The 22,764-nt window shown below is 74.9% G+C and carries 18 protein-coding genes and 1 pseudogene; 14 read left to right on the top strand and 5 right to left on the bottom strand.

The annotated features are described in order from the left end of the window. Positions 1 to 225: 225 nt before the first annotated feature. Positions 226 to 1,926, top strand: coding sequence for an FAD-dependent oxidoreductase (locus ACIWVC_RS11530; RefSeq protein ID WP_396445514.1), 1,701 nt, complete (start codon positions 226 to 228; stop codon positions 1,924 to 1,926). Positions 1,927 to 1,980: 54 nt separating this feature from the next. Here ACIWVC_RS11530 and ACIWVC_RS11525 read toward each other — a convergent pair whose 3' ends face one another. Next, positions 1,981 to 3,207, bottom strand: a complete 1,227-nt coding sequence (locus ACIWVC_RS11525) for a hypothetical protein (protein WP_396445515.1) — start codon at positions 3,205 to 3,207, stop codon at positions 1,981 to 1,983. A 161-nt stretch (positions 3,208 to 3,368) separates the two neighbouring features. Between ACIWVC_RS11525 and ACIWVC_RS11520 the strand changes: the two genes are divergently transcribed. Together ACIWVC_RS11520 and katG are read left to right on the top strand one after the other, a co-directional pair. Continuing rightward, positions 3,369 to 3,827 (top strand): Fur family transcriptional regulator, encoded by a 459-nt coding sequence (locus ACIWVC_RS11520; protein ID WP_396445516.1) that lies wholly within the window; start codon positions 3,369 to 3,371, stop codon positions 3,825 to 3,827. Next, positions 3,820 to 6,021 (top strand): catalase/peroxidase HPI, encoded by a 2,202-nt coding sequence (gene katG, locus ACIWVC_RS11515; protein ID WP_396445517.1) that lies wholly within the window; start codon positions 3,820 to 3,822, stop codon positions 6,019 to 6,021. The genes ACIWVC_RS11520 and katG overlap by 8 nt, the downstream gene beginning before the upstream one ends. A gap of 103 nt (positions 6,022 to 6,124) precedes the next feature. On the opposite strand, the gene ACIWVC_RS11510 is transcribed toward katG, so the two are convergent. Further along, positions 6,125 to 6,544 (bottom strand): Fur family transcriptional regulator, encoded by a 420-nt coding sequence (locus ACIWVC_RS11510; protein ID WP_396445518.1) that lies wholly within the window; start codon positions 6,542 to 6,544, stop codon positions 6,125 to 6,127. Between the two features lie 178 nt (positions 6,545 to 6,722). Continuing rightward, positions 6,723 to 7,955 carry an Ig-like domain-containing protein gene (locus ACIWVC_RS11505; protein ID WP_396445519.1) on the bottom strand — a complete coding sequence of 411 codons (1,233 nt, stop codon included), beginning with the start codon at positions 7,953 to 7,955 and terminating at the stop codon, positions 6,723 to 6,725. A gap of 344 nt (positions 7,956 to 8,299) precedes the next feature. Between ACIWVC_RS11505 and ACIWVC_RS11500 the strand changes: the two genes are divergently transcribed. Genes ACIWVC_RS11500 through ACIWVC_RS11465 form a run of 8 tightly spaced genes read left to right on the top strand, consistent with a single transcriptional unit; the run spans position 8,300 to position 17,514 of the window. Then, positions 8,300 to 9,697 carry an exopolysaccharide biosynthesis polyprenyl glycosylphosphotransferase gene (locus ACIWVC_RS11500; protein WP_396445520.1) on the top strand — a complete coding sequence of 466 codons (1,398 nt, stop codon included), beginning with the start codon at positions 8,300 to 8,302 and terminating at the stop codon, positions 9,695 to 9,697. After that, entirely contained in the window at positions 9,694 to 10,983 is a 1,290-nt protein-coding gene (locus tag ACIWVC_RS11495; protein WP_396445521.1) for an O-antigen ligase family protein, read from the top strand. The genes ACIWVC_RS11500 and ACIWVC_RS11495 overlap by 4 nt, the downstream gene beginning before the upstream one ends. Continuing rightward, complete coding sequence (murJ, locus tag ACIWVC_RS11490; RefSeq protein WP_396454115.1) at positions 10,980 to 12,677, top strand: murein biosynthesis integral membrane protein MurJ; 1,698 nt, start codon at positions 10,980 to 10,982, stop codon at positions 12,675 to 12,677. Before ACIWVC_RS11495 ends, murJ begins: the two co-directional genes overlap by 4 nt. Next, on the top strand, positions 12,649 to 13,329 hold the full coding sequence (locus tag ACIWVC_RS11485) for a polysaccharide deacetylase family protein (RefSeq protein WP_396445523.1): 681 nt from the start codon (positions 12,649 to 12,651) through the stop codon (positions 13,327 to 13,329). Before murJ ends, ACIWVC_RS11485 begins: the two co-directional genes overlap by 29 nt. Then, a complete protein-coding gene (locus ACIWVC_RS11480) occupies positions 13,326 to 14,453 on the top strand; it encodes a glycosyltransferase (RefSeq protein ID WP_396445524.1) in 1,128 nt (375 codons plus the stop codon). Before ACIWVC_RS11485 ends, ACIWVC_RS11480 begins: the two co-directional genes overlap by 4 nt. Beyond that, on the top strand, positions 14,440 to 15,126 hold the full coding sequence (locus ACIWVC_RS11475; RefSeq protein WP_396445525.1) for a Wzz/FepE/Etk N-terminal domain-containing protein: 687 nt from the start codon (positions 14,440 to 14,442) through the stop codon (positions 15,124 to 15,126). The genes ACIWVC_RS11480 and ACIWVC_RS11475 overlap by 14 nt, the downstream gene beginning before the upstream one ends. Continuing rightward, the gene (locus ACIWVC_RS11470) at positions 15,123 to 16,238 is read left to right on the top strand and encodes a GNAT family N-acetyltransferase (protein WP_396445526.1); all 1,116 of its coding nucleotides are present in this window, start codon (positions 15,123 to 15,125) and stop codon (positions 16,236 to 16,238) included. The genes ACIWVC_RS11475 and ACIWVC_RS11470 overlap by 4 nt, the downstream gene beginning before the upstream one ends. Further along, positions 16,231 to 17,514, top strand: a complete 1,284-nt coding sequence (locus ACIWVC_RS11465; protein WP_396445527.1) for a glycosyltransferase family 4 protein — start codon at positions 16,231 to 16,233, stop codon at positions 17,512 to 17,514. Before ACIWVC_RS11470 ends, ACIWVC_RS11465 begins: the two co-directional genes overlap by 8 nt. A gap of 257 nt (positions 17,515 to 17,771) precedes the next feature. Here the strand turns inward: ACIWVC_RS11465 and ACIWVC_RS11460 are convergent. Next, positions 17,772 to 17,978: pseudogene (locus tag ACIWVC_RS11460) on the bottom strand (glycosyl hydrolase); the annotation flags it as partial. 659 nt (positions 17,979 to 18,637) lie between these two features. Here ACIWVC_RS11460 and ACIWVC_RS11455 point away from each other — a divergent pair. Next, entirely contained in the window at positions 18,638 to 19,885 is a 1,248-nt protein-coding gene (locus tag ACIWVC_RS11455) for an ATP-grasp domain-containing protein (RefSeq protein ID WP_396445528.1), read from the top strand. 28 nt (positions 19,886 to 19,913) lie between these two features. Then, positions 19,914 to 21,173 (top strand): NAD(P)-binding domain-containing protein, encoded by a 1,260-nt coding sequence (locus ACIWVC_RS11450; protein ID WP_396445529.1) that lies wholly within the window; start codon positions 19,914 to 19,916, stop codon positions 21,171 to 21,173. A gap of 204 nt (positions 21,174 to 21,377) precedes the next feature. Here ACIWVC_RS11450 and ACIWVC_RS11445 read toward each other — a convergent pair whose 3' ends face one another. Beyond that, a complete protein-coding gene (locus ACIWVC_RS11445) occupies positions 21,378 to 21,632 on the bottom strand; it encodes a hypothetical protein (RefSeq protein WP_396445530.1) in 255 nt (84 codons plus the stop codon). A gap of 287 nt (positions 21,633 to 21,919) precedes the next feature. Between ACIWVC_RS11445 and ACIWVC_RS11440 the strand changes: the two genes are divergently transcribed. Next, entirely contained in the window at positions 21,920 to 22,756 is an 837-nt protein-coding gene (locus ACIWVC_RS11440; protein WP_396445531.1) for a hypothetical protein, read from the top strand. Positions 22,757 to 22,764 lie beyond the last annotated feature (8 nt).

Raw genomic sequence — 22,764 nt, 5'->3', positions numbered from 1 at the left:
GTCCCGTACGGCGCGAGCGGTCGGCCGTGGGGACCGCCCGGAGAGCGTCCACAGGCTCCGCGCCATTTGCCGGGCCTTTCCGGGGACGCGCTGCGAGCGTCCGCCGGCCTGCGTTTATCACTCGGGTGACAAACGCGTCATCGAATCGTTGTCCCATTCCCATGGCGGACGGCGCGGGCGAGGGCCCACACTCGGTGGCCTTCCCCGCGACGAAGGTGGTGTGCGATGTCCGATGACGCCTACGACTTCGACGTCATCGTGGTGGGCTCCGGGTTCGGCGGAAGCGTGTCGGCGCTCCGGCTGGTCGAGAAGGGCTACCGGGTCGCCGTGATCGAGGCCGGCCGCCGGTTCGACGAGCGGACGCTCCCCAAGACGTCCTGGCGGCTGCGCAAGTACGTGTGGGCGCCGCGCCTCGGCATGCGCGGAATCCAGCGCGTCCACCTGGTCGGCGGCAAGGCCGGGGTGCTGGTGCTGGCGGGGGCCGGCGTCGGCGGCGGCTCGCTCGTCTACGCCAACACCCTCTACGTCCCGCCGGAGCCGTTCTTCAAGGACCGCCAGTGGGGCGGCATCACCGACTGGCAGGACGAGCTGAAGCCGTTCTACGACCAGGCCCGGCGCATGCTCGGCGTCACGACGAACCCGCTCGTCACGCCCGCCGACGAGGCGATGAAGCGGGTCGCCGACCGGATGGGCGCCGGCGACACCTACCATCCGACGCCGGTCGGCGTGTTCTTCGGCGACCGGCCCGGCGAGGACGCCGACGACCCGTACTTCGGCGGCGCCGGGCCGCGCCGGACGACCTGCACCGCCTGCGGCTCCTGCATGATCGGCTGCAAGGTCGGCGCGAAGAACATGCTCACCAAGAACTACCTGTACCTGGCGGAGAAGGCGGGCGTCCAGGTCATCCCGGACACCACCGTCACCGCGCTGTCGCCGCGGGCGGGCGGCGGCTACGAGGTGGTCGCCGAGCACACCGGGCCGCTGCGCCGGCGCCGCCGGACGCTGACCGCCGAGCACGTCGTCCTCGCCGCCGGGACGTACGGGACGCAGCGCCTCCTGCACCGCATGCGCGCGTCCGGCCGCCTGCCGAACCTGTCGCCCCGGCTCGGCGAGCTCACCCGCACCAACTCCGAGGCGCTGCTCGGCGTCGAGCGCATGACCGTGTGGCACCGCAAGAAGGACGTCGACCACAGCACCGGCCTCGCGATCACCTCGTCCTTCCACCCGGATGACAAGACCCACATCGAACCCACCCGGTACGGGGCGGGCAACAACGCGATGGGCGTCATCCGGACGCTGCTCGTGGACGGCGGCGGCGCGCCCCGCTGGCTGAAGTTCCTCGGCCAGGCCGCGCGGCACCCGACCATCATCCTGCGCGGCCTCTCCCTCAAGGACTGGGCCAAGCGGACGGTCATCGCCCTCGTGATGCAGACCGCCGACAACTCGATCACCCTCAGCGAGAAGCGGGGCCGCCTCGGCCGCCGCAGGCTGGTCGCGCGGCAGGGCGACGGCGAGCCGAATCCGACCTGGATCCCCGTCGCCCACGACGCCGTCCGGATGCTCGCCGAGGAGCTCGACGCCACCCCCGGCGGGACGTGGTTCGACCTGTTCAACATCCCGACGACGGCGCACTTCATCGGCGGCTGCGTCATCGGGGAGACCCCGGAGACCGGCGTCATCGACCCGTACCACCGCGTCCACGGGTATCCGGGGCTGCACATCGTGGACGGCTCGGCGGTCACCGCGAACCTCGGCGTCAACCCGTCCCTGACCATCACGGCCCAGGCCGAACGCGCCATGGCGTTCTGGCCGAACCGCGGCGAGAAGGACCCGCGCCCCGAGCCCGGCAGCGCCTACCGGCGCATCGACCGCGTCATGCCCGACAAGCCCGTCGTCCCGGCGACCGCGCCCGCCGCGCTCCGCTGACCGCGCCGCACCGGCCGTACCGCACCGGCCGCGCCGCACCGGCCGTGCGAGCGGCTACTCCCCGGGCAGGTCGGCGGGTTCTTCCGGGGCCGGCCGCTGGGTGGCCTGATGGACGCGGACGGCCAGGATCGCGCGGGCGAACCGGCCGGCCAGCTCGCCGTCCATCTCGTCCGGGATCTGGTCGACGCCGATCAGCCCGCCCGGCCGGGCGACGACCGCGGCGGACTCGTCGACCCGCACGCCGCGGCCGTCGCCGAGGTCCTCGACGGCCGGGAGGTCCAGCGCCGCCCGCAGGGTGTCCTGCAGCGCGCGGACGGTCGCCGCGTCGCGGTCGATGCGCACCTCGGCGGCGTCGGCGCGCTCCTCCGCGGCGTCCGCGCGCCGCTCGGCCCGGTCCGCGCGGGCCATCGCGGCGAGGATGCGGTCCTCCGCGGAGTCGGCGAGCTGCTCGGCGCGCTTGGCGCGGGCGGCCTGCTCCTCCGCCCGGGCCGCCGCGGCGTTCTTCTCCACGGTCAGCCCGGCGACCTCGCCCTGGACGACGCTCAGCTCGGCGCGCAGCCGGCGCTCGGTCTCGGCGGCGGCCTCCAGCTTGGCGCGGGCCTCCGCCAGCTCGGCCCGCGCGTCCGCCAGGTCGCTGCGGGCGGTGGCCAGCGCGCTCTGCTCGGCGGACAGCCGGGTGGCGAGGTCGTCGCGCTCGCGCTCGGCCTCGGCCCGGGCCTCGTGCTCGGTGCTCCACGCCGCCTCGGCGCGCTTGCGGAGCCCCTCGGCGTGCGCGGCCTCGTTGGCGGACGTGGCGCGGGCCTGCTGGTGCGCGCCCGCCTCCTTCCACGCGTTGGCCTCGCTCTCCTGCGCGGCGGTGACGCTCGCCTTCGCGGCGGCGAGGCCCTTCTCCAGCTCCTCGCGCGCCTCGGCGACCTCCTGCCGCGCCGCGTCCGCGCGGGCGTCGGCCTCCTTGGCGCGGGCCTCCGCCTCCGCGGCCAGCCGCCGCGCGTCGCCCGCCTCCGCGAGCGCCCGCTCGGCCTCGCCCAGCACGCTCTTGACCTCGCCGTCGAGCCGGTCGCCCAGCGCCGCGGCGAGGGTGCCGAGCTGCGCCACCAGCCCGGAGAGCCGCTCGACGTCCTGCCCGAACGCGCGCACCGGTGCCGGATCGACCCCGGTGCCCGCAGCAGTCTCGCGCTCCACGACCACCTCCGCGGGTCGGTCCTCGCCGGAGGCGCGGTCCGGCAGCGGGAGCGGCGCGGTCAGCACGCCGTCGTCCGGGACCTCTTGATCTTCGCGCACGCGAGCATCCTAGTGAAACGTCCCGTTTTGCACCTCCCTCTCGCGCCTCTGTCTTCACTCCGGCATCGTGGCCCGCGGCGGCGTCCCGGCCCGGCGGCGCGTCCAAACTTGGACGACTCCTTATCTTGACTCGTTCAAGAAAATCGGACACCCTGTGTCGCGTGGTGACGACCTCGGAGTTTCCGGAGTTGCTGCGCGGGGCCGCTCTGCGAGTGACCAGGCCGCGGGTCGCTGTGCTGCGCGCGGTGCATGCGCACCCGCACGCGGACACCGACACGATCATCGGCGCGGTGCGCCGGGAGCTGCCGAAGACGTCCCACCAGGCCGTGTACGACTCGCTGCGCGTGCTGACGACGGCGGGGCTGGTGCGGCGCATCCAGCCCTCCGGCTCGGTGGCGCGCTACGAGTCGCGGACCGGCGACAACCACCACCACGTCGTCTGCAGGTCCTGCGGCGCCATCGCCGACGTCGACTGCGCCGTCGGCGAGGCCCCATGCCTCACCGCCTCCGACGACCGGGGCTTCTCGATCGACGAGGCCGAGGTCGTCTACTGGGGCCTGTGCCCCGACTGCCCACCCGATCCATCCACTGCTTCGTCCTGGAAGGAAGCACATGGCTGAGAACACCGAGAGCGCCGGCGGCTGCCCGGTCGTGCACGGCACGCGCGCACCGCACCCCACCCAGGGCGGGGGCAACCGCAACTGGTGGCCGGAACGGCTCAACCTGCGGGGGCTCGCCTCGCAGCCCGCCGAGACCAACCCGTACGGTCCGGACTTCGACTACGCCGAGGCGTTCAAGAGCCTCGACCTGCCCGCCGTCAAGGCCGACATCGCCGCGCTGCTCACCGACTCGCAGGACTGGTGGCCCGCGGACTTCGGCAACTACGGGCCGCTCATGATCCGGATGGCGTGGCACAGCGCCGGCACCTACCGGATCCACGACGGCCGCGGCGGCGGCGGGAGCGGCCAGCAGCGCTTCGCGCCGCTGAACAGCTGGCCGGACAACGTCCTCCTCGACCGCGCCCGCCGGCTGCTGTGGCCGGTCAAGAAGAAGTACGGCAAGAGCCTCTCCTGGGCCGACCTGTACATCCTCGCCGGCAACGTCGCCCTGGAGTCGATGGGCTTCAAGACGTTCGGGTTCGGCGGCGGCCGCGAGGACGTCTACGTCCCGGACGAGAACGTCTACTGGGGCCCCGAGCAGACCTGGCTCGGCGACGAGCGCTACACCGGCGACCGCGAGCTGGAGAACCCGCTCGCCGCGGTGCAGATGGGCCTCATCTACGTCAACCCGGAGGGCCCGAACGGCAACCCGGACCCGCTCGCCGCGGCCCGCGACATCCGCGAGACGTTCCGCCGGATGGCGATGAACGACGAGGAGACCGTCGCGCTGATCGCCGGCGGCCACACCTTCGGCAAGACCCACGGCGCCGACCCGCACGCCAACGTCGGGCCGGAGCCGGAGGCCGCGCCGCTGGAGCAGATGGGCATCGGCTGGAAGGGCACCTACGGCACCGGCAAGGGCGCCGACGCGATGGGCAGCGGCCTGGAGGTCACCTGGACCGACACGCCCACCAAGTGGGACAACAGCTTCTGGGAGATCCTCTTCGGGTACGAGTGGGAGCTGTACAAGAGCCCCGCGGGCGCCTGGCAGTGGCGGCCCAAGGACGGCGCCGGCGAGGGCACCATCCCGCTGGCCCACTCCGACGGCCGGACGCACCCGACGATGCTCACCACGGACCTGGCGCTGCGGTTCGACCCGATCTACGAGCCGATCTCGCGGCGGTTCAAGGACAACCCGGACGAGTTCGCGGACGCGTTCGCCCGCGCCTGGTACAAGCTCACCCACCGCGACATGGGCCCGGTCGTCCGCCTCCTCGGCCCGGAGGTCCCGGACGAGGAGCTCATCTGGCAGGACCCGGTCCCGGCCGTCGACCACGAGCTCGTCGACGCGGCGGACATCGCCGACCTCAAGCAGCGGATCCTGGCCACCGGGCTGTCGGTCCGGCAGCTGGTCTCCACCGCGTGGGCGTCGGCCGCGTCGTTCCGCGGCAGCGACAAGCGCGGCGGCGCCAACGGCGCCCGCATCCGCCTGGAGCCGCAGCGCGGCTGGGAGGTCAACGAGCCCGACGAGCTGGCGCAGGTGCTGAGCGCGCTGGAGGGCGTCCAGCGGGCGTTCAACTCCGCGCAGACCGGCGGCAAGAAGGTCTCGCTCGCCGACCTGATCGTCCTCGGCGGCTGCGCGGCCGTCGAGAAGGCGGCCAGGGACGCGGGCCACGACATCGAGGTGCCGTTCACCCCGGGCCGCACCGACGCCTCGCAGGAGCAGACCGACGTGGAGTCGTTCGCGGCGATGGAGCCGACGCACGACGGGTTCCGCAACTACGTCGGCAAGGGCAACCCGCTGCCGGCCGAGTTCCTCCTGGTCGACCGGGCGCAGCTGCTGAACCTCACCGCGCCCGAGATGACGGTGCTGGTCGGCGGCCTGCGGGTCCTCGGCGCGAACTACAAGGGGAGCAAGCTGGGCGTCCTCACCGACCGTCCCGGCGCCCTGACGAACGACTTCTTCGTGAACATGCTCGACATGGGCATCACGTGGGAGCCGACGTCGGAGGACTCCGAGACCTTCGAGGGCCGGGACGCCTCCGGCGACGTCAAGTGGACCGGCAGCCGCGTCGACCTCGTGTTCGGCGCGAACTCCGAGCTCCGCGCGATCTCCGAGGTCTACGGGGCAGACGACGCGAAGGAGAAGTTCGTTCAGGACTTCGTCGCCGCGTGGAACAAGGTGATGAACCTGGACCGCTTCGACCTCGCGTGACCGTCACGTCCAGGCCGGCCCTCCTCCCTGGCCGGCCTGGACGCCGTCACGCACGGCAGACGGCGTCACGCACGGCAGACGGCGTCACGCACGGCAGACGGCGTCACGCACGGCAGTCCGGGCAGAGCCCCCAGAACGTCACCTCGGCCTCGTCGACGAGGTATCCGGCCTCGTCGACCGGCTCCAGGCAGGGCGCGTGCCCCACCACGCAGTCGACGTCCCTCATGGCCCCGCAGTTGCGGCAGACCAGATGATGGTGGTTGTCGCCGACGCGCCCCTCGAACCGCGCCGGGCTGTCGCCCGGCTGGATGCGGCGCACGAGCCCCGCCGCCGTCAGCGCGTGCAGCGCCTCGTAGACGGCCTGGAGCGAGATGTGCCCCACCCGCTCCCGCACCCCGCCGGCGATGGCCTCGACATCGAGGTGGTCCCCGGTCCGGACGGTCTCCAGCAGAGCGACGCGGGCGGCCGTCACCCGCAGCCCGACACCGCGCAACTCCTCGGCGATGCCCTGCGACGCGGCCATGTCCCACCCCAAGACGCAAAAGATTCCGACAACGAATGACAAAAGTGTAGTCGAGGCCCGCTAACCCCATGAAACAAGCACGTCCGCAACCAAGCCCACCCCAACGCTCTCGCCATCCACGAGAGCGCAGAAATGATGGTGCGTACGCACTGGGACCCGGTGACGCGGGCCGGCCTTGTCAGGACTTGGCGGTGGTTATGGGCTTGCCCAGGGCGCTGCCCTTGGTCCACTTGGCGAAAGGCAGCTGCCAGTAGCCCCAGCCGTTCGTCCACTGGAGGGAGCGCTTGGTGCCGGTGATGGTGACGATGTCGCCGCGGTAGGACCAGTGGAAGAACCACTGGGCGTCGGCGGCGGGGGAGCGGACGCAGCCGTGGCTGCAGTTGCGGTTGCCGAGGCAGGACGGGTCGTCCATGTTCTGGTGGATGTACTCGCCGCTGTTGGAGATGCGGGTCGCCCACGGGACCTTCTCGTCGTACCAGCCCGGGTCGCCCTTCTTCTTGCCCGGCGGGCGCATGCGCTCCAGGCGGACGTGGTCCATGGTGAGGTGGACGCCGCTGGTGGTGAGCAGGTGGTCGACGCCGTCGCGCTGGACGTCGCCGCCGGAGCCGAGGCTGACGCCCCAGGTGCGGACGGTGCGGCCGTTCTTCTTGACGACGAGCCGGTGCGTCTTGGCGTTGATGCTGACGACGTGGGAGTCGCCGACCTTGAAGGTGCGGACGACGTCGCGGTCGCCGAAGACGTCGTCGCCGATCCGCAGACCCGCGTAGTGGATCTTGACCGTGACGCGCTGGTGCGGCTTCCACGGGCGCTTCGGGCGGAACACCATCGAGGGGAGGCCGTTGAAGGACTCGCCCGCGCTCAGCCAGCGCCAGGCGCCCTCGGTGGGGGTGGTCGAGGAGATCTCGGTGGCGCGCTCGATGAGCGGCTTGGCCTTCTCCGGGACGGCCTTGTTGAACTGGACGAAGACCGGCATGCCGGTGCCGACGGTCTCGTTCTGGCTGGGCACGACGTTGTTGACGCGGGTGGCGGCGGTGGCGCTGCTGGTGCGGAACGCGCTCGTCGCGGTGGTGGACTTGCCCTTCGGGGACGTGGCCGTGGCCGAGACCTGGTAGCGGCCGCCGGGCTGCAGCGTCCACTTGGAGTGCCACTTGGTCTTGTCGGCGGAGAACTCGCCGGGGACGTCGGCGCCCTTCAGCTTCACGGAGACGGCCCCGAGGGTGCCGCCGGAGGCGGTGACCGTCACGCCCCGGTCGGGGCGGGCCCTGCCGTTGCCGTTCGCCGGGGTGATCGTCACCTGCGGCGTGCCGTCGTCGCCGCCCTTCGCGGTCGCTCCGCCGGATTCCCCGTCGCCGCCGCCGCAGGCGGCCGCCAGCCCCAGGACGAGCGTCAGCACCAACGCCTTTCCTCGCACCGTTCTCCTTCAACAGCCGGCCGGACCCGCGTACCGCGGGACGGCAAAGAGATCGCTTACGGAACGGCCCTTATTCCCGAGCCGGCCGGAGGCGGGGCGGCAGGGTGGCGGCGTCCGATCACTTAAGACGTCCATGGTCCCCCGAAGGTTCGCGCGCCGGGGCCGATTCGGCGGATCTTTCGTGGTCCGCTGACGCTCCGGGCCCTCGGTCGATCTTCTCTTCAAGACTGTGCTGGGCGCGGTTAAAAGCGGCGATCCGCGTGCTGACCAGTTGCGATGCTGGACCGTGGCCGGCCCGCGACGGCCCTGCTAGGTGAGTTCTTGTCTGTGAAGGGACGCGCGCGATGAGAGCCCAGGGGCTGAGTCCCTCCCTCGACTCGGGGGGCGGCCCCGCGGATCTCGCTCCCGCCGGCGTCCTCGCCCCGGCCGGGCGCGGCGCGCGCACCCTGGCCGGGCTGTGCCCGGCGTGCCTCGCGGTGGTGGACGGGTGGGCGATGGCCGTCGGCGTCTCCATGTCGCGGAGCGGGGTGATCGCGGCCCTCGCGGCGCTGGGCGTCGTCCTGGCCAACGCGTCGGGCGGGCTCTACCGGACGCGCCGCAACCCGTCGCTGCTGGCCGACGCCCCGCCCCTGCTTCTGCGGATGCTCGTGGTCGCCGCGATCGTCGCGGTGCTGCTGCCGCACCCGGCGGCGGCGCTGGTGTGGGCGGTGGCGGTCTCGGCGTCGATGTCGCTGGGGTTCCGCGTGTTCATGAACGCCGCCGTCCGGACGTACCGGTGCCGGAGGACCCGGCCGCGCAACGCGCTCGTCGTCGGGACGGGCGGGATGGCCGCGCACATGGTCGACATCCTGCGGAACCGGGGCGAGTTCGGCCTGTCGGCGGTCGGGCAGGTGGCGGCGGGGCGTCCCGCGCCGGCGCCGGTGCTCGGCGAGACGGCCGACCTGCCGGCGCTGGTGGAGGAGCATTCGGTCGACACGCTCGTCGTCGTCGCCGAGGACGTCCACCCCGAGCAGCTCGGCGCCGTGCTGCGCATGTCGTTCGGGCTGCCGTGCGAGACGCTGCTGGTCCAGCCGCCGTCGGACGTGGTGCCGGTGCCGCCGGCGCGGCGCGAGTACCTCGCCGGGCTGCCGTGCGCGCGGGTCGACTGGGGGCTCCGCGACCCCGCCGCCCGCCGCGCGAAACGGGCGCTCGACCTCGTCGTGGCGTCCCTGCTGCTGGTCGCGTTCGCGCCGCTGCTCGCCGCCTGCGCGCTCGCCGTGCGGATCGAGGGCGGCCCCGGCGTGCTGTTCCGGCAGCGGCGGATCGGGCTCGGCGGCGAGGAGTTCGTGCTGCTGAAGTTCCGGACGCTGAAGCCGGCGGACGAGCGGGAGTCCGACACCCGCTGGACCGTCAAGGACGACGCGCGGATGGGACGGGTCGGCAGGTTCCTGCGCAATACGTCGCTGGACGAGCTCCCGCAGCTGTGGAACGTGGTGCGCGGCGACATGAGCCTCGTCGGGCCGCGCCCGGAGCGCCCCCACTTCGTGGAGCAGTTCGCCCGCACCTGCCCCGGCTACATGCTGCGCCACCGCGTCCCGGTCGGGATGACGGGCTGGGCGCAGATCCACGGGTTCCGGGGCGACACGTCGATCGAGCTGCGGGCCCGGCTCGACAACCACTACATCGACCACTGGACGTTCGGCGGCGACCTGCGGATCCTGCTGCTGACGGCACGGGCGATGCTCTGCAAGGACGCCGGATGACCGTCCTCGCCGCGCCGGCCGCCGCCGCGAGGATCCCGCGGCGCCCGAGCCTGCTGATCGCGGCGGCGGTGGCGAGCGTCGGGGTCCCGCCCGGCTCGCAGGCGTTCGGGCCCGGCGTGCAGGTCACCGCCGGGGACGTCGCCGGCTGCGTGCTCGTGGCGGCCGCCGCGTTCCTGCTGGTCACCGGGCGGGCCGAGATGCCGCGCACGGCGTTCTGGGCGTTCGCGCCGCTGGTGGCGGCGCTCGGCGTCAGCACCGTGCACTCCCCGGACATCGGGACCAGCCTGGCCGGGTTCGTCCGCGACCTGCAGGTCTTCGTGCTGGTGCCGCTGGCGGTCGTGCTGCTCGTCCGGGACCGCCGCGACCTCGCCGTCGTGTTCGCGTCGCTGCTCGGGCTCGGGCTGGCGGAGGCCGGGTACGGGATCTGGCAGTCGGTCACCGGCAACGGCGCGTCGCTGGACGGGCGGAGCATCCGCGCCGTCGGCACGTTCGGCGCCCTCGACGTGATGGCGATGTCGATCGTCGCCGGGTTCGCGTTCCTCATCCTGACCGCGTTCGCGCTGGCCGCGCCGCGCCGCGGCCCCGCCGCCGTGGCCGCCGCGCTGGGCGGGCTCGTCGTGCTGGCCGCGGCGCTCGCGCTCGCGCTCAGCCGCGGGACGTGGCTCGCGCTCGGCGCCGCCGCCGTCCTCATCCTGGTGCTGTTCGACCGGTGGACGGCCGTGAAGGTCCTGGTGTGCTGCGGCGCGCTGCTGGTGGTCGCGGCCGCGGGCACGGGCGGCGGCGGGCAGGCCGTCGTCGAGCGGTCCAAGTCGATGGCGGCCTCGATCAGCCATCCCGACCGGTCGGTGGACGACCGGTACAACCTGTGGGCCGCCGCCGTGCGGATCTGGGAGGACCATCCCCTCACCGGCGTCGGCGTGAAGAACTTCCCCGCCTACCGCGACACCTACGCCACGATCGAGCTGTCGTCCGGCAGCGAGACCGCCGACCCGGTCAACGGGTACGCGCGGCAGCCGCTGCTCTCGCCGCACAACGAGTACCTGCTGTTCCTGTGCGAGCAGGGCGTGGTGGGCGTCGCCGGGTTCGGCGCGCTGCTCGCGGTGCTGCTCGCCGGGCTGTGGACGCGCCGCCGGTTCCGCGACCCGTGCTGGCTCGCGGGCGCCGGCCTCACCGCGTTCCTGCTGGTGAACTTCCTGTACGCGGACCTCGGCGGGCCGACCTGCGCGCTCGTCGCCGTCGTCCTCGGCGCGATCGCCGCGTGCGCGTTCGGGACGGTGCGCGAATGACCGGCGGCACGGGCTCCGTCGGGCGCGCCGCCGCGCTGTCGGGGGTGCTCATCGCGGCGGGCACCGGGCTCGGGTTCGCCCGCGACCTCGTGATGGCGCACCTGTTCGGCGCCGGCGAGAGCACCGACGCGTTCCTCGTCGCCTGGACGATCCCGGAGACGGTGTCGCCGCTGCTCATCGAGGACGCGATGGCGCTGCTCATGGTCCCCGTCGTCACCCGGCTGCTCGCGCGCGGCGACGGCCTGCGCCCGCTCGCCGCCTCGGCGCTGCCCCGCATGGTGCTCGGCCTGTCGCTGGTCGCGCTCACGCTCGTTGCCGCCGCGCCCATCGTGGTGGACGTCCTGGCGCCGGGGCTCGCCGACCGCGGCCCGGCCGTCCGGTGCGTCCGGCTGACGGCGGTCACCGTCGTGTCGTTCGGCGTCGCGGGCTTCATGAGCGCGACGCTGCGCGCCCACCACCGCTTCGGCCCGCCCGCCGCGATCTACCTCGCCTACAACGTCGGCATCCTCGCGCTGATCGGGGGCCTCGCGCCCTACATGGGCATCACCAGTGCCGCGCTCGGCGTCGCCTGCGGCGGCCTGCTGATGGTCGCCGTCCAGGCCCCGGCCTTCGCCCGCTGCATCCGGCAGGGCCCGGCCGCGTCCCTCCCGCGCGGGGCGGCGCCGAAGGGCGGCGGGGTCGAATGGCGGATCGGGGCCGCGGCCGTCGCGCCCGTCGTCGTCTACACCGTGACGCGGCAGGCCCAGGTGTTCGTCGAGCGGTTCCTCGGGTCGGAGCTGGCGCCGGGTTCCATCTCGCACCTGAACTACGCGCAGAAGGTCGCGCAGGTGCCGATGGTGCTGTCGCTGCTGATCGTGACGGTGACGTTCCCGAGGCTCGCGCGGGCCTCGGCGGACGGCGACACCTGGCAGGTCGCCCGCCGCATCCGGCAGGACCTCGTCGTCGCGAGCGCGCTGGTGCTGGCCGCGAGCGCGTTCCTCATCGCGTTCGCGCCGGCCGTCATCAAGGTGCTGTTCGAGCACGGCGAGTTCACCGCCCGGGACACCGGGCGCACCGCGTCGATCATGCGCGTCTACGCGCTCGGGCTGTGGGGGCAGTCGGCGGTCGGCCTCGCCGCCCGCGCGTTCTTCGCGCAGCGGCGGCCGACGTGGCGCCCCGCCCGGGTGCTCGCGCTCGGCCTGGCGGTCACCGCCGCGATCGGCGGCGCGTTCGCCGCGTCCGCCGGGACGATCGCGCTCGCCGCCGCCAACGCCGCCGGGATCACGGTCGCCGCCGTGCTGCTGCTCGCCGGGCTGCGGCGCGGCATCGCGCCCGTCCCGCCGCGCCGCGTCGCCGCCGACGTGTCCCGGCTGGCGCTCGCCGCCGCCGGCGCCTGCGCGGCGGGGATGCTCTTCGCGCACGCCGCCGCCGGGGCGCCGGTGCTCGCCCGGCTCGCCGCCGGCGGGCTCGTGACCGCCGCGGCCTTCGCGGTCCTCGCCGCCCTGGCGGGACCCGACCTCCTTGCTCCATGGATCGCCTTGCGGTCGCGCCGCAGCGTGCGCGGCCGGACCGAATCGGGGGAGACCAGTGACCCAGCCGACCGAGCCGGCGGGAACGACGCGACCGGCGAGAACGACCGAACCGGACCGGCCGGCGGAGGAGATCCGGCCGGTCCCGCTGGTGCTGATGTACCACTCGGTCGACCACTTCGATGAGGACCCGCACCTGGTGACGGTGTCGCCGGCGCGGTTCGAGCGCCAGCTCGCCTGGCTGCGGGCGCGCGGCCTGCGCGGCGTCGCCATGGCCGAGCTGCTGGACGCGCACGCCGCCGGCCGGGCGCGCGGCCTCGTCGGGCTGACGTTCGACGACGGGTACGCCGACTTCGCGACCAGGGCCGTCCCGGCGCTGCTGCGGTACGGGTTCGGCGCGACCGTGTACGTGGTCACCGGGCGGATCGGCGCCTACAACGCGTGGGACGACGGCGGCCCCCGCAAGCCCCTCATGACGGCGGACCAGATCCGGACGGTGGCCGACGCCGGCATGGAGGTCGCCTCGCACGGCCGCCACCACGTCTCCCTCCCCGGCACCGACGACACCGAGCTGCGCGAGGAGCTGGAGGAGAGCCGCGCCGCGCTGGAGGACGTCGTCCAGGCGCCGGTCACCGGCTTCGCCTACCCCTACGGGCACGCCGGCGCCCGCGAGGTCGAGGCGGCGCGCGCCGCCGGGTACGACCACGCCTGCGACATCCGCCCCGCGGAGCCGTCCCGGCACGCGCTGCCCCGCACCTACATCGGCGACCGGGACGGGCCGCTGCGGCTGCGGGCCAAGCTCGTCCGGCACGAGCTGCGCCGCAGGAGCCGCGTGTGACCCGGGTCCTGCACGTCATCACCGGGCTGGAGCACGGCGGCGCCGAACGCCAGCTCGCGCTGCTGCTGCGCCACCTGCCGGTCGCCTGCGAGGTCGCGACGCTCACCCGCACCGGGACGCTGGGCGCCGAGATCCGCCGGACCGGCGTGCCCGTCCACGAGATCGGGATGCGCGGCAACCGCGACCTCGCGGCGCTGCCCCGGCTCGCCCGGCTGATCCGGCGCGGGCGGTTCGACGTCGTCCACACCCACCTGTACCGGGCGTGCGTCTACGGGCGGATCGCCGCGCGCCTCGCCGGCGCGGCGCGCGTCATCGCGACCGAGCACTCGCTCGGCGACGGCCACATCGAGGGGCGGGCGACCACCCGCGGCGTCCGGGCGCTGTACCGGGCGACCGAGCGGCTCGGGTCCGCGACCGTCGCGGTGTCGCCGACCGTCGCGGCCCGGCTGCGCGGCTGGGGGGTGAGACCCGGCCGGATCGTCGTGATCCCGAACGGCGTCGACGCCGCCGCGTTCGCGTTCGACGCGGCCCGCCGCGCCGCGACCCGCCGCCGCCTCGGCATCGGCCCGGACGAGCCGGTCGTCGGCGCCGTCGGGCGGCTCGTCCCGACCAAGCGGTTCGACCTGCTGATCGAGGCGGTCGCGCGGCTGGACGGCGTCCGGCTGCTGCTCGTCGGGGCCGGGCCGATGCGCGGCGCGCTGGAGCGGCTGGCGCACCGGCTCCGCGTCCCGGTCATCTTCACCGGGGGGACGTCGGACGTCGCGGGCGCGCTCGCCGCGATGGACGTGCTCGCCGCGCCGTCCGTCCAGGAGACGTTCGGGCTCGGCGTCGTGGAGGCCCTCGCCGCCGGGCTGCCCGTCCGCTACACGGCCTGCCCCGCCCTCGACGACGTCCCGCCCGGCGAGGCCCCCGGCGCGCGCCGCCTCCCCACCGACGCCGCGGTCTGGAGCGCGGAGCTCGCCGGCGCGCTGCGCGCGCCGCGCGACCGGACGCGCGTGCCGCCCGTCGTCGCCCGCTACGCCATCGCCGAGCAGGCCGCCGCGCTCGCCCGGCTGTACACGCCCGGGCCGCCCGACCGCGGGGCCGTTCCGATACGAGAAAGGGCACACGATGCCGCAACGTGAAGCGAGAGCGAAGGCCAGGGGTCTCGGCGCCGCCGGGCGCCTGCGGGCGCCGGCCGCCGCGTACCTGCGGCGGTTCGGCTGGGCCGCCGCGTTCGTGCTCGCCGGGTTCCTCGGCGGGCTCGGATACGCCCTGTTCGCGCCCACCACCTACACCGCGACCGCGTTCGTCCTCGTCGTGGACTCCGCCGACGGCCAGTCCGGGCCGGCGGCGGTCAGTTTCGCGCAGGCGTACGGGCGGCTCGCGCCGCTGCCGGAGACCCTGCAGCACTCCTCGATACCGCTGCCGGCGCACGCGGCGGGCGACACCCGCCGGCACGTCCAGGCGTCCACGTCGCCGGACACGCCGCTGATCCGGCTGGCCGGCAGCGCCCGGACGGCCCGCGACGCCGCCGCGTTCGCCAACGCCGCCGCCGACGCGCTCGTCCGGTACGGGGCGCAGCACCGCGCGGACACCGGGGTGCGGGTCGCGCTGATGACGCTCGCCGAGCCGCCCGCCGTCCCGTCGTCGCCGAATCCGGCGCTGGACATCGCCGCGGGGACCGCCGCGGGCGTGCTGCTCGCCGGGCTCAGCGCCGCGATCATGAGCGGGCGGCGCGGCGCCCGGCGCGACGCGCGGCGGCGCGCCGCCGTCCCCGCCCCGGCCGCCGCCGACCGGATCGAGGTGGCGCCGTGACCGCCGTCGCGCCCGTCCGGCTCGCGACCCCGGCCGTCGAATGGTCGGTGGAGGTGCACCGGGACGAGCAGGCCCTCGTCGGCCTCGCCGGCGAGCTGCGCGACCTGTACGACCGCAGCCCGGCCGCGACCCCGTTCCAGACCTACGAGTGGATCAAGGCGTGGTGGGGCTGGTACGGCACGCGCGGGCGGCTGCGGCTCGTGCTCGTCCGCCGCCGGGGGCGGCTCGTCGCGGCGGCGCCGCTGATGGCGGGCGTCCGGTACGGGTTCCCGGTGCTGCTCCCGCTGGCCGGGGAGCAGAGCGACTTCACCGACTTCCTCCTCGACCCGGTGTACGCGGACGGCGCCGTCCGGCACCTCGCGCGGGCGCTGCTGGACGAGCGCGGCTGGTGCGCGATCGACCTGCGCGAGGTGCGCCCCGGGTCCGTGGCGCACCAGGTCGCCCGGGAGTGGCCGCGCGGGACGTGGCGGACGCCGTCGTCGGTGTGCCTGGAGCTCCCGGCCGCCGGCATCGACGACGTCCTCGACCGGCTGCCGCGCCGCACCGCCGGGAAGATGCGGGCGAAGCTCCGCAAGGTCGACGTGCGCGGCATCACGGCGGAGAGCGTCCCGCCGGAGCGCGCGGCGGAGGCGGTCCACGCGCTTCTGGACCTGCACGCCCTGCAGTGGAAGGGCCGCCCCATCAACCCCGAGCACACCCGCGAGCGGTTCCGCCGGCACCTGGCCGAGGCCGCGAGCGGGATGGTGCGGGACGGCCGCGCCGCCGTCCTGCAGTACAGGTGGGACGACCGGCTCGTCGCCAGCGACCTCGTCCTCATCGGCCACCGGTACGTCGGCGCCTACCTGTACGGCGCGATCCCGGACCTGCGGGCCTGCGTGGACGTCTCGCTGATGATGCTGCGCCAGGACCTCGCCCTCGCCCGGGACCGGCACCGGCAGGGCGTCAGCCTGCTGCGCGGCGACGAGCCGTACAAGCTGAAGTGGCGGCCGACGCCCGTCCGCAACGAACGGATCATCCTCGGCCGGTCCGGTTCGGCCGCCGCGTTCGCCGGGCTCGCCCGGGCGCGCGGGCGGCTGTCGGACCGGCGCCGCGGGCGGGACGGGCATGGCTGAGCCGCTCCGGGTGCTGCACGTCAGCCAGCCCAACGCGGGCGGCGTCGCCGTCTACGTCGGGCAGGCGGCGATGGACCAGCGCAGGCGCGGCTGGGCCGTCGCGGTGGCGTGCCCGCCGGGCGGCGACCTGCCGGAGCGGTGCATGGCGGCCGGCGTGCCGTGGCTCAACTGGGGCGCCGCGCGCACCCCCGGGCCCGGCGTGCTGCGGGAGTCGCTGCGGCTGCGGCGCCTCGTCCGGACGTTCGCGCCCGACGTCGTCCACCTGCACTCGGCCAAGGCGGGCCTTGCCGGGCGGCTGCTGCTGCGCCCGCGCGGGACGCCCACGCTGTTCCAGCCGCACGGCTGGTCGTGGCTCGCCGCCACCGGGCGGCAGGCCGCGCTCAGCCGCCGCTGGGAGCGGCTCGCCGCCCGCTGGAGCGACGCGCTCGTCTGCGTCGGCGCGGGCGAGCGGAGCCAGGGCGTGGACGCGGGCGTGCGCGGCGCGTACCGGCTGGTCCGCAACGGGGTCGACCTGAGCAGGTTCGCCCCGGCGGGCGGCGCGGACCGGCTCGCCGCCCGCACCCGGCTCGGGCTCGCCGGCTCGGTGCCGCTCGCCGTCTGCGTCGGGCGGCTGACCAGGCAGAAAGCGCAGGACGTCCTGCTCGCGGCCTGGCCGGCGGTCACCGCGGAGTGCCCGCCGGCGCTGCTCGCGCTCGTCGGGGACGGCGAGGACCTGGAGCGGCTGCGGCGCCTGCGGACGGCCGGGGCCCGGTTCGTCCCGGCGGTCGCGGACACCCGCGACTGGCTGGCCGCCGCGAACGTCGTCGTCCTGCCGTCCCGGTGGGAGGGGCTGCCGCTGACCGCGCTGGAGGCCCTCGCCGTGGGGCGCCCCATCGTCGGGACGGACATCCCCGGCATCAGGGAGCTCGTCGGGCCGGGGACCGGCGCGCTCGTGCCCGTGGAGGACCCGGCCGCGCTCGCCGCGGAGATCACCGCCCGGCTGCGGTGCCCGGAGACCGCCGAGCGGGAGGGGCGCGCGGCCGCCGCCGCCTCCGCCGCCTACGACCTGTCCGGGACGCTGGACCTGCTCGCCGCCGTCACCCGCGACGCGGCCGGGCGCGGCGGCGCGCCCGCCGAGGACCCGGCCGACCCGCGGGCGGTGGCGGGCGGGCTCGTCCACGCGGGCCTCGCCGGAGCCCGGGACGGCGTGGCCGCGGTCGCCGGGGCGCCCGGCTCGAACGGCGCGTTCGGCGGCGTCGGCGGCGGGGCCGTCACGCCGCCGAACAGCTCCCGGTAGGCGGCGGACGACCTGGGGTGCGCGCCGCACGACCACACGCCGTGCGGGCAGTAGTCGGTGATCGACTGGTACACCACATCGTGCGACATGATCCAGTCGTGCATTCCCTTGACATATTCGGGGTTGTCGGAATTGCGGAACAAACCCCATTCCGGGAACGAGATCGGCTTGCCGTGCGCGGCGGCGAACGCGGCCTGCGCGCGCAGCCCGTACGGCTGGTTCACGTAATCGTCAAAAGTCTTGCCCGGCGGTTGGTCGTAAGTGTCGGACCCGATGATGTCGACGGCGTCGTCACCCGGATAGCACTCCGTCCACGGGATCGCGTCGCTGCCCCGGGTCGGCGCGAAATCAAAACGGAAACGCGCGCCGCGCACCGCGCGCATGGTCGCGACGATGCGCCGCCAGTACGCCTTCCACGCGGCGGGGTCCGGCGCGCACCGGCCGCCGTAGGACTCCCCGTTCATCTCCCAGCCGAGCACGATCACCGCGTCGCCGGCGCCGAGCCGGACCAGGCGCCGGGACAGGATCCGGTAGTGGACGTCGAACGCGCCCGACGCGCCGCCGCGCAGCAGCGAGCGCAGCACCGGCACCGGGATCCACGCCTCGTTCGGCGCCATCATCGGCACGTTCACCACCAGCAGCCTGCGCGGATCGGCGGCCTTCCAGCGCGCCCACGGCGTGAGCATCCCCCACGGCCCCTCGATCTCGCGCCAGCCGTCGCCCGGCAGGTAGGTGCGCCCGACCGTCACCGTCGAGCCGAGCCAGCGCTGGAACCGGGCGACCCGGGCGACCCCCTCCGCCCCCGACCCCAGGAACGCCCCCAACGGCACATATGACGGCCCCCTGTGCGCCGCCTGGGGCCGCGGCCAGGCCGCCATCGTCGACGCGACGAGCATCACGACCATGGCGAACGCGGCCAGAAGCGGAGGGAGCGGACAGAACGGAATGGGCCTTTTCCGCCGTCCGCCGAATGGCCGTCCCGCTGAATGGATATCCGCAGCTCGCATGCGTATCGTATGCCCTTGGGCGCCCATCGCGAAAAAGGCGTCCGGACGGAACAGGCCCAGAATTTACGTGAGGAAGGTCGTCGTGCGCCGCAATCCTTGGGAATACGCCTGAACACATGTTCTTCGACACCCGCACCCCGCCCCGGACGCGCCTGGATGCCGGCCTCCCCGTCCTGCTGCTGCGCACCGACCGCAACCACTTCCACCACGGGACGCTCGCGGCGATCCGCAGCCTCGGCCGCGCCGGCGTGCCCGTCCACGCCATCATGGAGGGCCCCGCCAACCCCGCGGCCCGGTCCCGCTACCTGCACCGCCGCCATCCGTGGGCGCCGCCCACCGCCTACCCGTCCGAACTGCTGAGCCACCTGCGCGCGATCGCCGAGCGCATCGGCCGCGAGACGCTGCTCGTCCCGATGGACGACGCCGGCGCGATCTTCGTCGCCGAGCACGCGGACTCGCTGCGGCCCCGCTTCGTCTTCCCGCACCAGGAGCCGGACGTCCCGCGCGGCGTCGCCGACAAGCGCCGGCTGCGGGACGCGTGCGAGGAGCACGGCATCACCTCCCCGGAGAGCCGGACCCCCGAGTCCGCCGCCGACGTCGACGAGGCCGCGCGGGACCTCGGCCTGCCGGTGATCGCCAAGTGGGCGCGGCCCTGGCGGCTCGGCACCGGGATGCGCAGCACCACGGTCGTCCGCACCCTCGGCGAGCTGCACCGGCTGTTCGCCGCCACCCGCCACCGCGACCCGGACGGCGACGCCGGCCCGCTGATCCTGCAGCGCCGCATCCCGGCGGGCCGCGGCGACTGGTTCTTCCAGGGCTACTTCGACGAGAACCTCGACTGCCTGTTCGGCGGGACCGGCCGCAAGCACCTCGCGCACCCGCCGCAGGCCGGGCACACCGTCGCCGGGGAGTGGGTCGGCAACGACGAGCTCCACCGGCTCGCCGTCCGGATCGTCCGGCTGCTCGGCTGCCGCGGCCTCGTCGACCTCGACTTCCGCCTCGACCGGGACGGCGGCTACCACCTGCTCGACTTCAACCCGCGGATCGGGGCGCAGTTCCGGCTGTTCACCGACCGGAACGGGCTCGACCTCGCCCGCGTCCTGCACCTCCACCAGTCCGGCCGCCGCGTCCCGGACGCGAGCCCGGCGCCCGGCCGCCGCCTGCTGGTGGAGAACCACTACGTCCAGCAGGCGGCCGGGCGGCGGCTGCTGCGCGGCGGGACCCTCCGCCCGCTGCGCGACACTCTCCGGCCGCTCCGCGAGGCCGACGAGTTCGCCTGGTTCGCCGGGGACGACCTGCCGCCCTTCCTCGCGATGGGCCGGCGGAGCGCGCTCCGCGCCGTCGAGCGGCTGCGCACCAGGTAAACACCACAATCACACGGGGGAATGAGACATGAGCGACTCGGCCAGCGACGTCGTGATCGCCGGCGCCGGGCCCTACGGCCTGTCGACCGCGGCCCACCTGCAGAACGTCGGGCTCGACGTCCGCACCATCGGCGAGCCGATGCGGTTCTGGGAGACCGGCATGCCCGAGGGCATGTTCCTCAAGTCCGAGCCGTTCGCGTCCAGCCTGGGCTCGCCGCAGCCGGGGATGAGGTTCACCGACCTGCACCCCGGCTGGCGCATCGGGCAGCCGATCCCGCTGGACACGTTCGTCGGGTACGGCCGCTGGTTCGCCGCCGAGGCCGTCCCGCAGCGCCCGGACGACCGGGACGCGCAGGTCGTCAACATCGAGCGGGGCCGCCCCGCCGGCTACGCGGTCACGCTGTCCACCGGCGAGACGATCGCGGCGCGGGCCGTGGTCGTCGCGGTCGGCATCGGCCCGTTCGCCCACATCCCGGACGAGCTGGCCGGCATGCCGTCCTGGCTCGTCTCGCACAGCAGCGCCCACCGCGACCTCGCCCTCTTCGCGGGCAAGGAGGTCGGCGTGATCGGCGCCGGGCAGTCCGCGCTGGAGACCGCGGTCCTGCTGGCCGACGCGGGCGCGCGGCCGCACGTCATCGCCCGGCGGCCGGAGATCGACTGGAACACCGTCCCCGCGGAGCGCCGCTCCCTGCGCGACCGGCTGCTCGGCGGCCCCCGCTCCGGCCTCGGCACCGGCTACCGCACCTGGCTGTGGGCGGAGCGCCCGGGGCTCGTCCGGTACCTGCCGGAGGGGACCCGCCGCCGGATCGTCCGCGAGACGCTCCCGCCGGCCGGCTCCTGGTGGCTGCGCGACCGGCTGGACGAGCGGGTCCGCGTGTCGACGGGCCGCCGGCTGGCGAAGGCCGTGGAGCAGGAGGACGGCCTCGCGCTCACCACCGTGGACCGCGGCGGCCGCCGCCTCGTCACCGAGTTCGAGCACGTCATCGCCGCCACCGGGTACGTCCCGGACGTGACCCGGCTCGGCCTGCTCGCCCCTGACCTGCGCGGCCGCATCGCCACCCGGTTCGGCGCCCCGGTCCTCAGCCGCGACTTCGAGGCGTCCACGCCCGGCCTCTACTTCGCCGGCCTGGCCGCGGCCCCGACCTTCGGCCCGGTGATGCGCTTCGTCCACGGCGCGGACTTCGCCGCGGGCCGCATCGCCCACCACATCATCCGCCGCATCCCGCGGCCGCGGCCGACCGCGGCGCACCTGGCCGGCGTCCTGGAAACGGACGCGTCCCACCGGTAGACCGCACCGCACTCGCCTTCAGGAGACCGCCCCCTCCTGGAGGCGGGTGCATTTCCACCCCGGACCCATTTCACGGCGGTTCTGGTCGCGCTGGGACGGCGTGCCCTCCGCTGAATGCGGTATGGCGGGAGAATTCGCCGGTTCCGGGGTTGAGGATCGTCCACTGGACGGGCGGCTCACGGCACGGAGCACGCCCGGGCGGCGCTAGTACCCCGGCGGCAGGGCGCGCCGGCGGACCCGTTCGGTCCGCGCCGTCTCCCGGAACCAGTGCCAGCGCGAGTAGAGCGTCCACACGCCGGAGAGGCCGCGGCGGGTCTTGGTGCGCTGAGCAGCGGGGACGTTGGAGAGCGCGATCAGCATGAGGTCGGCTCGGGTGAGGAAGCGGTGGGCCTCGCGGCGGGGGGCGCGGTGGCGGCGCAGCGGGTGGAGGCGGGCGATCGCGGACGAGGGGTCGGGCATGGCAGCTCCTCGATGGGGCGATCCGGTGACCGCCCGCTTACCGACTGTAGCGCATCCGATACCGGTCGCCATGCTTCTCCCCGGAACGCCCGCGAGTACCGGCACATGGTTCAAGGACGGCAAAGCGGACGTCCGCGGAATGGAAAGCCGGGCGCGGTAAAAGGCGTATTAATGGCGCGGTAAACGATCGGGGGACACGCCGGTGAAGAAATCGATGCTCCTTGCGGGCGGCCCATCAGGTGTTACGTTCTAGCGGACCACGAATTCGGCGACAAGGAGAACCGGCAGTGGAGTGCGCACCGATCCGGCGCGGGGCGAACCGCCCCCAGGGTCGGCCGCGGCGTGCCCTCGTCCCCGTTCTCCTGCGGCTCCTCGCCGTCGCCGGCTTCGCCTTCGCGGGGTGGGTCGCGCTGTCCGCGCTGGCCGACTCCGCGTTCGCCGCGGAGCGCCCGCCGCAGGCGGTGCAGGCCGGCGACCGGGGCCCGGCCACGCTGCGGCACCTCGCGTCCCGGCCCGCCCGGCGCACGATGGCCGACGACGTGCGCGAGATCGGCGGCGACCCGATGCGGTACGTCCGGTCGCGGCAGCGCGACCTGTTCGGCGACAAGGACCGGGCCGTCAGCCGTGTGCGCGAGCTCGCGGACGCCGCCGGGGTCCCGCACGTCCGGGTCCCGCACGTCCGGGTTCCGGACGTCCGGTCCGAGCGGCCCGTCCTGCGCGGCCTCGTCCAGCGGGTGACCGAGGCGCCGTCCGAAGGGCGCCCGGCCGCCGCTGAGCCGGCGGAGGCGCCGGACGGGAAGGCCTCCGCCGCGCACGACCGCGACGACGCGGTCCCCGCGCCCCGCCCCGCGGCCGGTGCCGCCAAGGCGGCCGCGGAGCGGAAGCCCGCGGGTTGCGCGCGCTGCGCCGGAGACCACCGCGCTCCCGCGCACGCCCCCGTGCTGCCGCCCGTGCAGGACGGCCCGCACGGCGGTTCGGCGGGCGGGCACCCGTTCCCGCCGGTCGGCGACCTGCCGGGCGGCCGTGCCGCCGCGGCCCCGCCCGCCGTGGACGCGGGCACCTTCCAGCGCACCGCGCTGACCGACGTGGCCGCGCCCGGCGGCCCGTCCGTCGTCCCGGACTAGTCCCGGAC

Source organism: Actinomadura sp. (genome assembly GCF_044508335.1).
Lineage (GTDB): Bacteria > Actinomycetota > Actinomycetes > Streptosporangiales > Streptosporangiaceae > Spirillospora.
The sequence above is the reverse complement of the archived record's forward strand: the minus strand, read 5'-3'. Positions and strand labels throughout refer to the sequence as shown.

Excerpts from the sequence above, each read along its gene's own strand:
- ACIWVC_RS11450 (WP_396445529.1), top strand. The coding sequence starts at position 19,914 with ATGAGCGACTCGGCCAGCGACGTCGTGATCGCCGGCGCCGGGCCCTAC.
- ACIWVC_RS11485 (WP_396445523.1), top strand. The coding sequence starts at position 12,649 with ATGTACCACTCGGTCGACCACTTCGATGAGGACCCGCACCTGGTGACG.
- ACIWVC_RS11530 (WP_396445514.1), top strand. The coding sequence starts at position 226 with ATGTCCGATGACGCCTACGACTTCGACGTCATCGTGGTGGGCTCCGGG.
- ACIWVC_RS11445 (WP_396445530.1), bottom strand. The coding sequence starts at position 21,632 with ATGCCCGACCCCTCGTCCGCGATCGCCCGCCTCCACCCGCTGCGCCGC.
- ACIWVC_RS11455 (WP_396445528.1), top strand. The coding sequence starts at position 18,638 with ATGTTCTTCGACACCCGCACCCCGCCCCGGACGCGCCTGGATGCCGGC.
- ACIWVC_RS11475 (WP_396445525.1), top strand. The coding sequence starts at position 14,440 with ATGCCGCAACGTGAAGCGAGAGCGAAGGCCAGGGGTCTCGGCGCCGCC.
- ACIWVC_RS11495 (WP_396445521.1), top strand. The coding sequence starts at position 9,694 with ATGACCGTCCTCGCCGCGCCGGCCGCCGCCGCGAGGATCCCGCGGCGC.
- katG (WP_396445517.1), top strand. The coding sequence starts at position 3,820 with ATGGCTGAGAACACCGAGAGCGCCGGCGGCTGCCCGGTCGTGCACGGC.
- ACIWVC_RS11500 (WP_396445520.1), top strand. The coding sequence starts at position 8,300 with ATGAGAGCCCAGGGGCTGAGTCCCTCCCTCGACTCGGGGGGCGGCCCC.
- ACIWVC_RS11510 (WP_396445518.1), bottom strand. The coding sequence starts at position 6,544 with ATGGCCGCGTCGCAGGGCATCGCCGAGGAGTTGCGCGGTGTCGGGCTG.
- ACIWVC_RS11465 (WP_396445527.1), top strand. The coding sequence starts at position 16,231 with ATGGCTGAGCCGCTCCGGGTGCTGCACGTCAGCCAGCCCAACGCGGGC.
- murJ (WP_396454115.1), top strand. The coding sequence starts at position 10,980 with ATGACCGGCGGCACGGGCTCCGTCGGGCGCGCCGCCGCGCTGTCGGGG.